We start from the raw sequence: 12016 nt of genomic DNA, 5'->3' as shown, positions 1-12016 counted from the left end.
ACAAAAATGATAGATAAAAATGACAGATAAACAGCAGTATTTCAGTGTGGCTACCACAGCCATTAGCAAAAGAGACTATACGTCAGCACACAAAGCTTGCGTAGAGGTTATACAAGCTTTTGGCGACGAACCCCATGCTTATTTTCTTCTGGGTATCATCCACATTGAAATCGGGCAAATTAATAAAGCGGTAAAGTTGTTAGAAAAATCGAATGGTATAGAAGCCAGACCGCTCACCTATGCCTATCTCGCTAAATGCTTTGCATTAATTGGCGATCTTAATCTTGCTCAAGCCGCTGCTAAACACGCCCCACCCACGTCACTCACCCGAGCGCTTGATTTAGATACGGTTGGGGTAGCGCTAAGTAGAGTAGGCGATCACGAAGGGGCACTTTCTTACTTCAAGCGCGCCTTATCTATTAATAATGACAATCCACAGTTTCATTATAACTATGGCGTCAGTAGTAAGTTCGCCGGTAGTTTTACTCAAGCCAGAGACCATTTCGAGCAAGCTATTTCACTGAATCCCAATTTTTATCAGGCGCATTTTGCGCTGTCTGATTTAGGGGGGATCACAGTTGAGAAAAATCATATCAATCGTTTGCTGGACGCATCACGAACTTGCGACAAGCATGTGGAAGGACGACTACATATTGGCCATGCACTAGCAAAAGAATATGAAGCATTAGGGCAATACGATGAGGCTTTTGAAGCACTACAGTACGCCAAAGCGCCGAAGCAGCAGGCTAGTCAAGACGCCTTGGCTGATTATGAAATGTTATTCGATTATCTACAGCAGCAGGCGGATAGCCCGTGTGGAAGCGCTAATAAGAACTTGATTAAAAGTATTCAAGCACATGGCGCCCAAGACAGCTCGCCAATTTTTGTAATAGGTATGCCCCGTTCCGGCACTACCTTGGTAGAGCGTATTTTAAGCCACCATAGTCAAGTGGCTTCAGGCGGTGAACTGCAAGATTTTGGGGTGGCAGTAAAATCGCTGGCCAACACGCCCTCACAACATGTACTTGATTTAGACACCCTAAAAGCAGCGGAAAACCTTAATATGCAAGAAATTGGGGAGTGCTACCTAGCGCGAACCGCGTATCTTAAGCAAGACGGGCAACGTTTAGTCGACAAGCTGCCGTTTAATTTCTTTTATGTTGATCTTATTCGTCGTGCTTTACCGAATGCCAAAATCATTTGCTTGATGCGTGACCCTATGGATACCTGTGTGGGCAATTATCGCCAACTATTTTCTATTCATAGCCCTTACTACGCTTATGCTTATGATTTGAATGTCGTTGGACGTTTTTACTTACGATTTAAAAAGGTAATGGAAGCGTGGGCGCAGAAATTTCCTGGCAACGTACATATTCAGTCTTACGAAGCCTTGGCGATAAACCCTAGTGAAGAAGTCCCCAAATTACTTTCGTTTTGTGATTTAGCCTGGGAAGAGCAGTGTCTGCATGTAGAGCGGAACACCTTGCCAGTATCTACCGCGAGTAAAGTTCAAGTTCGAGAAGCGATTAATACCCGTTCGATTGGTCGCTGGAAACATTATGAAGCACACACGCTTACCCTCCAAAAATTGTTAGGGTATTGTTAAAACTACTTGCATCCTTTGCGGTGGCAGCATAATCTCACTGGTCTAACCAGAAGAAGTGTATTTCAGAGAGAAAATTATGTCCGTACCAAACCCGTTGCGCAACTTTGCGAAAAAAGCCAATACCTATCCAACATGGCTTCGCCAACGCATGTTGACTTGGATGTTCCGCTACAAAGTGAAACTAACGGGCACGGTCAGTATCGATATTCTGGAAACCGATTTGAAATCGGTAACGTTTCGTCAAAAAAACTACAAGAAAGCACAAAATCATATTGGCAGTGTGCATGCGGCTGCAATGGCATTGCTAGCGGAGTCTTCTACGGGCTTTGTAGTTGGAGTTAACCTTCCTGGTGACAAGTTACCGCTGATTAAAGAAATGAATTTTAAATATGTGAAGCGCGCACAGGGCGATATGCATGCAGTAGCGCACCTTACCGATGAACAAATAGCGTTAATGCAAACTCAAGAGAAAGGTGAAGTTACGGTAGCGGTTAAAGTAACCGATGCTCAAGGTATCGAGCCTGTTCTGTGTGAAATGATTTGGGCTTGGGTGCCTAAAAGCAGGAAGTAGTACCTGTATTTAAAAAATAGGCCGAGTACGCCTGATTACCATGTGTGCGTTGCGTATGTAACGCGCATGTTCAATCTAAGCATTTTACAGTTTTATTAAGTTTTCTCTTATCTCGTTTTTCAGTTTGACAGCATTCTTAATCCCAACTATCTAATTATCAGTGTAATGAGCCAAGCGACACAGATGCGCGGCTAATGGGTCCTCATCGGCGCACGATGGGGAGTATGATAATAGCTATAAAGGCTGAGATAAGGGGTCATATGACAACATTATCCAGAGAGAAACTGATCAACCGTCCGTTTGCTGATAAAAAGCATTACCCATATGGCTTCGCTCGCTCCGGTGATTTTTCAATTTCTGAAAGTAAGTTATTGCAAGCCCATGGTAGTTTGTTTGCAGCCTTAGTAGATGGCAAGATTGAACCTAGTTCTGATGTCGAAATTAACTATCTTAATGCTGCGTTAGGGCAATGTGAGCCACAAACGCCTCAGGCAAAAGCATGGATAAAATATCAAAACCGAATTAACCGGCCCAAAGCAGCCAGTATTTATGGTTCAAAGCGAGTAGTTACCGAAGATACAGACGATACTGTCGAAATAGATGACGATAATGACCTAGAAATAAATATAGATGACGATTAATTGTTAAATTATTGTGAAGCTTATCCTAATATTAGCTATTAATTTCATCGCATCAAAAGATTCATCCTAATTATCTTGAATATTGGGATATATATCTCACTTTTGTGCGGTTTGGTGTTTTATCTTCCTACTTCCTTCGTTATAGTCCGCTCATCGTCAACATTCGCTGACAATACACCAAACCGATACAGGAGAGAGAACTGTGAAAATGATGTCGGGCGCTGCCATGGTGGTAGAAGCGCTAAAAGATGTAGGAGTAACACATGTGTTCGGCTACCCAGGTGGTGCCGTACTAGACATTTATGACGCTTTATATGCGCAAGAAGATGTCGAACATGTCCTCGTGCGTCATGAACAGGCAGCCGCTCATATGGCGGATGGTTATGCACGTTCAACTGGCAAAACCGGCACAGTCCTCGTCACTTCAGGCCCTGGCGCAACCAATACCATCACCGGTATTGCTACCGCTTATATGGATTCAATTCCAATGGTTGTATTGTCTGGGCAAGTACCTTCAATGCATATTGGTGAAGATGCCTTCCAAGAAACTGATATGGTAGGGTGTTCTCGTCCAATCGTAAAACACAGCTTTCTAGTAAAGCGCGCGGTAGATATTCCAGAAGCCATTGCGAAAGCGTATTACATTGCAAATACGGGTCGCCCTGGCCCAGTGGTAGTCGATTTACCAAAAGACATTGTTAATGTTGCTGAAGATCACCCTTACGTGTTCCCAACCGATGTGACAATGCGTTCGTATAACCCAACCGAGCGTGGGCATACAAAGCAAATTAAGAAAGCCGTCGCTTCTTTGGTAAAAGCCGAACGTCCAGTACTTTATGTTGGTGGTGGCGCGGTTACATCTGAAGCGTCGTCACGAGTTATCGAATTAGCTGAAAAGTTAAATGCACCAGTTACCTGTACGTTAATGGGGCTAGGTGCCATGCCAGGCACACACGAGCAGTTCGTGGGTATGCTAGGTATGCACGGCACACTTGAAGCAAACAAAACCATGCATAATGCTGATTGCATTATTGCCTTGGGTGCACGTTTCGATGATCGCGTTACTAACAACGTAGCGAAATTCTGTCCGCATGCCGATATTATTCATGTGGATATCGACCCGGCGTCTATCTCTAAAACCATTAACGCGCATATTCCGGTAGTTGGCTCAGTCGATAAAGTACTCGACCAAATTTTAGAACAGCTTGTTAATAAAGACTTGTCTGGTCAAAAAGAGAAGTTAGCGGATTGGTGGCAACAAATTACCCAGTGGCGCTCTCGTGAATGTTTGAACTACGAGCAAGGCGATACGGTAATTAAGCCACAGCAAGTTATCCAGTCCATTTACAAGCACACCAATGGTGAAGCTTATGTAAGTTCTGATGTTGGTCAACATCAAATGTTCGCTGCCTTATATTATCCATTTGATAAACCTCGCCAGTGGATTAACTCAGGTGGCTTAGGCACCATGGGCTTTGGTTTACCTGCAGCGATGGGCGTACAGTTTGCACACCCTGAGTCTACCTCGGTAGTGGTAACGGGTGACGGTAGTATTCAAATGAATATTCAGGAACTATCTACCTGTTTGCAGTACAACTTGCCGATTAAAATCATTACCTTGAACAACCGCGCATTAGGCATGGTTCGTCAGTGGCAAGATATGATTTACAAAGGTCGTCACTCGCATTCCTATATGGACTCAATGCCAGATTTTGTGAAGCTTGCAGAGTCTTATGGCCATGTAGGTATCAAAGTAGATAAATTAGATGAATTAGATGCAGCGATGGAGAAATGTTTCAGTCTTAAAGACCGCCTTGTGTTTATGGACATAGCGGTAGATCAGAACGAGCACGTATATCCAATGCAAATTAAGTTTGGCGCTATGGATGATATGCGCTTAAGTAAGACGGAGCGTACCTAATGAAACGTATAATTTCTGTATTAATGGAAAACGCACCTGGCGCGTTATCTCGTATCGTAGGTGTTTTTTCACAGCGTGGTTACAACGTAGACTCTCTTTGTGTAGCCCCTACTGACGATGGCAGCTTATCTCGCCTTACCATCATTACCCATGGTGATGATAAAGTCATTGAGCAGATTACTAAGCAAGTGAATAAGCTTATTGATGTGCTTAAAGTGGTGGATTTAACTGAAGGCACTCATATTGAGCGTGAGTTGATGCTAATTAAAGTGGCGACTCGCACTGAATCAGTACGTGCTGAAGTAAAGCGCAATAGTGATATTTTCCGTGGGCGCATCTTAGATGTTCATGCGAATAACTACACCATTGAAATTACGGGCACTACCGACAAACTAGACGCTTTTGCGGCTACCATGGCCCAATGTGCGGAAGTGATTGAATCATCACGCACAGGCGTGTGTGGTTTAGCAAGAGGCGAGCGCGCGTTACGCCCTTAACGGGTGAAAATTAACGTGCAAAGCGAAGCACATAAAGCGCCAAAGAAATGAAAAAGGGCGAGTAACGAGAGTTACTCGCCTTTTCCGTAATAAGCTTCTAAGCGAAGTGCCATACCATAAGACGGCGAGAAGTCCTCACTTCGAAGCCATAATACAAATGGTTCTACCTCGAAATAAAGCCATTCTCTTATTGGATTGCTGCGCCAACGTAAACCTGTGTACACCTCTTCTACTTGATAGGTAGGTTTATTCAAGCCTTCCACCATAAAGCTATAAACCAAAGCATTGTGGTTGTTGATAGGGTACAAGTGTTGTATCTCGTGTCGCCACAACCAGTCGTTGCTATTGTCTCGAAAATAAAAGCGGTTGTTTAACCGAGTGACGTTGTTGTTACTACTAACATGCTGGATAGAGGTGCCTAACTCTGCGCCAAATTGATCCCGCGTGTATTGATATATTTCAGTGTCGTAAAGCATGGCCCAATGGGAGTTAAATGCATAGGCATCACGGTAACGAGCTTTTACATAGAGCTGATCCCGTCTTCCTGCACCAACACGAAATGAATAGTGAGAGTTTATATCGGGGCGAAACCGCAGCGAAATGGTCGTATTGTCTTGTCTTCCCAGTGAGGGAGAACGCGCCGCTTTTATCGTATCGCTTTGGGTTTCATCTTCGTTGTCACTTAATAGCAAGTCTACGCGATTTTCGAGGTGGGGGAGTGAAACACGAATACGAAAACGAAGATCGGTTTCTGCGATATCTCTGGTTCTAGGTTCCCAGCTAAGTTGAATTCTCCCTTCTGCTTTCGCCTTTCCTTTGGCGTGTGAACCATCGGAGAACAAACCATCGAACTTACTTACGGTAAAGTCCATAGAGTCGGTGAAGCTGCGTTGCCACACATCAAACCATTGCATAGGCTGGTGAGGTTCAACATTGTTTTGTGCATTATTCACTACCTCATGGGTAGGAATAGGCTGGTTATCACTCTGGTCAGTAAGCAATAAACACAATGAGACTGCTAAACACAACATAACAACCCAAACTCCCTCTAACGATTACGCGGTGAAATGATATCCGTATCAGTTAATTACCATCAGGATGCTTGTTGTGATAATAAACGTCAACGATTATTCATCCACGTAAATATTCACGTGAAAGCTAGCGCTTTGGGTGGCATACTGTCCTTACTGTTGTATCGGAGATTATTTTTATGGGCGGTATTGGAATCTGGCAGTTACTCATTATCTTAGTAATTGTAGTTTTACTTTTTGGCACAAAACGTTTGAAAGGGATTGGCACCGACTTAGGTGGCGCAATCAAAGGCTTCAAAAAAGCAGTAACTGAAAACGAACAAGATGCCGATTTCGAGCAGAAGAAGCAGGTAGAAGACAATGATACTGCTGACACTGTTTCAACGAAAACGCAGAGCGACGTTAAAGAAAAATCCTGATGTTTGACATTGGCTTTTGGGAGCTATTGGTAATTGGTGTGATGGCCTTGTTGATACTAGGTCCAGAACGTTTGCCAGGTGCCATGCGGTCCACCATTAACACTATTCGAAGTGTACGAAATACAGCAACGGGCTTTAAGCAAGAAGTTGAGCATCAGTTGCGCGTGCACGAATTACACGAAAACCTGAAGAAAGCTGAGCAGCAAGGCTTGAAAGATCTCTCGCCAGAGCTTGAACAAAGTGTTGATGAGCTTAAAAAAGCGGCTGAGTCGGTTCAGGAACCATATAAAAAACAGTAAATGTCTGACGCAAACAATTTAATATCTCATTTAATTGAGCTTCGTAGCCGCATTCTAAAGGCACTGTTAAGTGTGCTGGTGGTATTTTTGTGTTTGGCGTACTTTTCGCAAGACCTCTATCAATGGCTCGCGTTGCCGTTGCTAGATTCTATGCCAGAAAACGCTAGCATGATTGCTACCGATGTTGCCTCACCTTTTTTCGCACCGTTTAAACTTACGCTGGTGTTGTCATTCTTTATCGCTATTCCCTATGTACTTTACCAAGTATGGGGCTTTGTTGCGCCGGGGCTTTATCGTAACGAGAAAAAGCTTGTTGCGCCGCTTTTACTCTCAAGTACTTTATTGTTCTATGCGGGCATGGCATTTGCGTATTTTGTGGTATTTCCTATCGCATTTGCGTTCTTTAATAGTGTGGCACCAGAAGGTGTTACGGTCAGTACCGACATCTCTAGTTATCTTAATTTTGTATTGAAACTCTTCTTTGCTTTTGGGGTCTCATTTGAAATTCCCATTGCCATTATCTTACTGTGCTGGACAGGGGTAACCGATGCAAAGTCACTTCGAGCAAAACGCCCCTATGTGGTAGTTGGTGCGTTCGTGGTGGGCATGTTACTTACGCCACCAGATATTATTTCTCAAACGCTCTTAGCTATTCCTATGTGGATACTGTTTGAAATAGGTGTCGTGGTAGGCAGTTTGTATGCGGGTAAAGGCCGCCGGAATAGCGACGAAGAAACTGGCACTGAAATCGAATAACAATTAAGTAGAACAAAGGATTTACTATGAACAAACGTGCATTATTACTACTAGTAAGTGTGCTCCCTTTTAGTGCCTTTTTAGCACAAGCGGAAACCGTAGGCGAGGCACTAGCTAAGTGCAGCGAGACTAAGAATAGCCTTCAACGTTTAGTGTGTTATGACCGCGTAGAAAAGCAAGTAAACCGCCTCTCAGGTACTCAGGCGGGTATACCCGCAGCAATACCTAGCAATACACCGACTGTTGCCTCTGAACGTCGCCGCGAAGCACCGGTAAGCAAAACCCCAGCGCCTAAAGACGAACAGTTTGGTTTAGAGCACAAAGTAAAAACCGAAACCTTAGCCGACACATTCGCAGGTAAGGTAACTAAGATTAAGAAAACCGCTCGGGGTAAGCTCATTTTAACCTTTGATAACGGTTCGGTTTGGCAGCAAACTACAGATACCACATTGAAAGTAAAAGAGGGTGAAACCGTGCTCATTGAGCGTGGATTATTAGGTGCTTTCTATTTGAAAAAAGAAGGGCTTAACAAACGCATGAAAGTAAAACGTGTAAAATAATATGCCCTGGTTTGACGCTGGCGTTAATCTATTAGATCGCAGATTTAATCCTCAAGAGATTATTTCAAATGCTCTGGATGCCGGTGTTTCCAAGCTGTGTATCATTACCACTCACCCTAATGAGTGGGATGCGGCAGCAGCACTTCATCAGCAGTTCCCGCAGGTATGCAGCTATACCTTAGGCATACACCCCCATAATGCTAAAGATGTGGTTGAAAGTGATTACGCGCGATTAAGAAGCATGGCAAAAGAGCCTGGCGTAGTGGCAGTGGGCGAGTGTGGTTTAGATTTTAATCGCAACTTTTCTCCCCAAGATGTTCAAATAAGTGTGTTCGAGGCCCAATTAGCGTTGGCGGTAGAATTGAACTTGCCAGTGTATCTTCACGAGCGAGATGCGTTTGAACAACAAGTGTCCTGTCTGCAAAAGGTGCTGCCGTCTCTTAGCGGCGGTATTGCCCATTGTTTTACAGGAGATACCACGCAGCTTACTACGTATTTAGACATGGGGCTGTATATTGGTATTACCGGCTGGGCATGCGATGAAAAGCGCGGAGAATCCCTTCGTAGTGCCATTCCAACCATTCCCTTAGAACGTATCATTTTAGAAACTGATGCCCCTTACTTATTCCCCAAAACCCTACGTCCAAGAAAACGTAACAACGAGCCTGCGCTATTACCCCATATTGGTGAACAAATTAGCGAACTAATGCAGGTTGCCCCTGATAAATTGCGAGATAGCAGTTATGCTAATACTTGTCGTTTATTTTGTATCAGTGATTAATGGTAATGCACATAAATCGTCAAGAGGTTCGCAACTACGATCTTTATCTCTTCGTTATTACCGTTGTGGCGGTATCGATTTTTGCGTTTGTTGCACTAAGTGTAGTGCCCGAGCGAACCACAAATAGCCGAATTTCTCAGCTAGCCTTTATTAGCGATCCCGAGGAACGGTTAACTTTTGAAACAGTACTTGATAACACCGCGGATAACTCCCCAGCACTGTGGACGCCAACGGTGTCGCCAGTTAATTTAGGAATGAGCAGCGACGTACATTGGTTCTCTTTTGTTGTCACGCCTGATAGTTCCCGCGCAGTCAGTTACCTTTTCGAGATTGACTATGCTTTGCTAGATAGTGTGGAAGTTGCGGTTTACCCGCCGTCATCAAGTTCAGCCATTGTGCGTTACCAAGCGGGAGATAACCTCGCCTTTGATGTACGTCCCATCGCAAATAATACGCCGCTTTTTTCCTTGCCCTTAAGTGCTAAACCGCAAACCGTAGTGGTTCGCGTTGAATCTAGCGGCACTATTCGCATGCCCATCGCGGTGTGGGAAGAAAGAGAATTTATAGAATACGCAGCAAGCCAAAATCTAGCGCTAGGGCTATTTTTCGGCTTCCTATGTGCCATGGCCATAAGCAATATCTTCTTATTTTTTACTACCAAAAATCGCTCGTTTTTATTCTATACCGGCTACGCACTGAGCTTAGGCTTAACCTTGGCTTCATTGCAGGGGTTGGGCTATGCCTATTTATGGCCTGAGCAGGTATGGTTGCAGGGTAAGGCGGTACTCATTTTTGGTAATGCGACGATTTTGTTTGCCGTACTGTTTTCCCGGCATTTACTGCCTATTGCTGAATTTAGCCCTTTGGTCGATAAAATATCCCAGGTAGCAGCGTGGGCATTTGGAGTCTGTATATTAACGAGTACATTGCTGCCTTACCCATTCGCGATAAAGCTGTATTTAGTCATGTTGGCGATAATTGTGTTTGTCGCAATGTTCATAGGTGGTTGGCTATCTTTTAAAGGCGTGGCTATTGCTCGATACTTCTCTGTGGCGTGGCTATTTTTATTGGTTAGCGGCTTTGTTGTTAGCCTAGATAGCGTGAATATAATAAATTTAGGTATTTCTACGAGTTATTTACTTATTATCGCTGGCACCGTCGAAACAGTGATTTTAGCCCTTATTTTGGCAATCAATTATAGCCACAGTTACGATGAACTCATTACCACGCAAGCGTTTGCCCTTGAACAAGAGCAGCAGGCGAGTAAGGCAAAAGAAGATTTACTAGAAGTGCAAAAGCGTTACCAAGATGACTTAGAATACAAAGTCGAAGAGCGAACGTTAGAGCTTGAAATTACCTTGCGTGAGCTGTCTGAAGTTAACCAAGAGCTAGAGCGCCTAACGGCAATCGATCCGCTTACTGGAATTAATAATCGTCGTCACTTTGATAAAAAGTTAAAATCAGAAGGCAGACGGAGTCGCCGCGAGCAAACCCCTTTATCTATTGCAGTCATCGATATTGACCATTTTAAACGTATTAATGATAAATACGGACATGCTGGCGGAGATGCTTGTCTTATTCATATAACAGGCATTATTCAAGGTATGTTGCTTCGTTTATCCGATGATTTATGTCGAATAGGCGGGGAAGAATTTGCACTTATTCTTCCGAATACCGACAGCGATGGCGCCTATCATGTGGTAGAAGCGATTCGCGATCGTATCGAAAAATCTCCCATCATGTTTGATGGAGAAGCAATACAACTAACCATAAGTGCAGGGCTGGCCACCAGTATTATCACGGATGAAGATCATGCTGCGGCGTTGCTTCGGTTGGCTGATGAGCAGCTTTATGCTGCGAAAGAATCAGGACGAAACAAAGTACTCTTTAAACCGATTTCAGGATAATTTATGAATGCTTCATTTCCGGCTCGTCGTATGCGACGCCTTCGTGCCAAAGATGCACTGCGAGATTTAGTTGCCGAGCAACATCTTACTACCAACGATCTTATTTACCCTGTATTCGTTCTTCCTGGCACTGGCCAGCGTGAAGAAGTGCCTTCAATGCCAGGGGTAGAGCGTCTATCTATCGATTTATTATTAGAAGAAACGGCAAAATGGGTAGCGCTTGGTATTCGTACGCTAGCCCTTTTTCCCGTTACCCCCATGTCACTTAAAACCGAGTGTGCCAAAGAAGCGTTTAATCCAGAAGGCCTAGCACAAACGGCTATGCGTGCATTAAAAGCACAGTTTCCAGATGTGATGTTAATGTCTGACATCGCATTAGACCCCTTTACGTCTCACGGGCAAGATGGCTTGGTGGATGAGGCCGGTTACGTGATGAATGATGTGACTATCGATGTGTTAGTCAAACAAGCATTGTCACATGCAGAAGCAGGCGCAGACATTGTGGCACCTTCTGACATGATGGATGGCCGTATTGGGGTTATTCGTGATGCACTTGAGCGCGAGGGGTTTATTAACACCTGCATTATGGCGTATTCAGCAAAATACGCATCTGCTTATTATGGACCATTTCGCGACGCTGTCGGCTCTTCAGCGAACATAAAAGGCGGTAATAAGAAAACCTATCAAATGGATCCTGCCAACAGCGACGAAGCCATACACGAAATTGCCTTAGACGTGCAAGAAGGTGCTGATATGGTGATGGTGAAGCCAGGTATGCCCTATTTAGACATTGTGCGCCGTTGCAAAGACGAGTTAAAGGTACCTACCTTTGCGTATCAAGTCAGCGGCGAATATGCCATGCATCAAGCGGCATTTGCGAATGGTTGGCTAAACGAAGAGGCGGTAATTCTAGAATCTTTATTGGCTTTCAAGCGCGCTGGCGCAGACGGCATTCTTACTTACTTCGCACCTAAAGCGGCGGCACTTCTCGCCGGTAACTAGCGCAGCGACAGAAAAGCAAAGAGAA

At 44.2% G+C, this 12016-nt stretch carries 13 protein-coding genes; 12 read left to right on the top strand and 1 reads right to left on the bottom strand.

The window, feature by feature from the left end:
- The first annotated feature begins 19 nt into the window (after nt 1–19).
- The 5 genes from AMBT_RS15705 to ilvN all read left to right on the top strand — a co-directional run bounded on the left by AMBT_RS15705 (nt 20) and on the right by ilvN (nt 5236).
- A complete protein-coding gene (locus AMBT_RS15705) occupies nt 20–1606 on the top strand; it encodes a tetratricopeptide repeat-containing sulfotransferase family protein (RefSeq protein ID WP_013785621.1) in 1587 nt (528 codons plus the stop codon).
- A gap of 76 nt (nt 1607–1682) precedes the next feature.
- Entirely contained in the window at nt 1683–2177 is a 495-nt protein-coding gene (locus AMBT_RS15700; RefSeq protein WP_013785620.1) for a DUF4442 domain-containing protein, read from the top strand.
- A gap of 260 nt (nt 2178–2437) precedes the next feature.
- Entirely contained in the window at nt 2438–2818 is a 381-nt protein-coding gene (locus AMBT_RS15695) for a MaoP family protein (RefSeq protein ID WP_013785619.1), read from the top strand.
- 202 nt (nt 2819–3020) lie between these two features.
- Nucleotides 3021–4739 (top strand): acetolactate synthase 3 large subunit, encoded by a 1719-nt coding sequence (locus tag AMBT_RS15690; protein ID WP_013785618.1) that lies wholly within the window; start codon nt 3021–3023, stop codon nt 4737–4739.
- Nucleotides 4739–5236, top strand: coding sequence for an acetolactate synthase small subunit (gene ilvN / locus AMBT_RS15685; protein WP_013785617.1), 498 nt, complete (start codon nt 4739–4741; stop codon nt 5234–5236). The genes AMBT_RS15690 and ilvN overlap by 1 nt, the downstream gene beginning before the upstream one ends.
- 71 nt (nt 5237–5307) lie before the next feature.
- Here the strand turns inward: ilvN and AMBT_RS15680 are convergent, their stop codons facing one another.
- Nucleotides 5308–6267, bottom strand: coding sequence for a hypothetical protein (locus AMBT_RS15680; RefSeq protein ID WP_013785616.1), 960 nt, complete (start codon nt 6265–6267; stop codon nt 5308–5310).
- Between the two features lie 179 nt (nt 6268–6446).
- Here AMBT_RS15680 and tatA point away from each other — a divergent pair, with 179 nt between their 5' ends.
- The 7 genes from tatA to hemB are packed head-to-tail and all read left to right on the top strand — an operon-like array spanning nt 6447 to nt 11991.
- Complete coding sequence (gene tatA / locus AMBT_RS15675; protein ID WP_013785615.1) at nt 6447–6686, top strand: Sec-independent protein translocase subunit TatA; 240 nt, start codon at nt 6447–6449, stop codon at nt 6684–6686.
- A complete protein-coding gene (gene tatB / locus AMBT_RS15670) occupies nt 6686–6985 on the top strand; it encodes a Sec-independent protein translocase protein TatB (protein WP_013785614.1) in 300 nt (99 codons plus the stop codon). Before tatA ends, tatB begins: the two co-directional genes overlap by 1 nt.
- Nucleotides 6986–7741 (top strand): twin-arginine translocase subunit TatC, encoded by a 756-nt coding sequence (gene tatC, locus AMBT_RS15665; RefSeq protein ID WP_013785613.1) that lies wholly within the window; start codon nt 6986–6988, stop codon nt 7739–7741.
- A gap of 26 nt (nt 7742–7767) precedes the next feature.
- On the top strand, nt 7768–8301 hold the full coding sequence (locus tag AMBT_RS15660) for a hypothetical protein (RefSeq protein WP_013785612.1): 534 nt from the start codon (nt 7768–7770) through the stop codon (nt 8299–8301).
- Nucleotide 8302: 1 nt separating this feature from the next.
- On the top strand, nt 8303–9082 hold the full coding sequence (locus AMBT_RS15655; protein ID WP_013785611.1) for a TatD family hydrolase: 780 nt from the start codon (nt 8303–8305) through the stop codon (nt 9080–9082).
- Between the two features lie 5 nt (nt 9083–9087).
- Nucleotides 9088–10989 (top strand): sensor domain-containing diguanylate cyclase, encoded by a 1902-nt coding sequence (locus AMBT_RS15650; protein WP_041453060.1) that lies wholly within the window; start codon nt 9088–9090, stop codon nt 10987–10989.
- 3 nt (nt 10990–10992) lie between these two features.
- Entirely contained in the window at nt 10993–11991 is a 999-nt protein-coding gene (hemB, locus tag AMBT_RS15645) for a porphobilinogen synthase (RefSeq protein WP_013785609.1), read from the top strand.
- The last annotated feature ends 25 nt before the right edge of the window (nt 11992–12016 follow it).

Source organism: Alteromonas naphthalenivorans, from assembly GCF_000213655.1.
Taxonomy (GTDB): domain Bacteria; phylum Pseudomonadota; class Gammaproteobacteria; order Enterobacterales; family Alteromonadaceae; genus Alteromonas; species Alteromonas naphthalenivorans.
The sequence above is the reverse complement of the archived record's forward strand: the minus strand, read 5'-3'. Positions and strand labels throughout refer to the sequence as shown.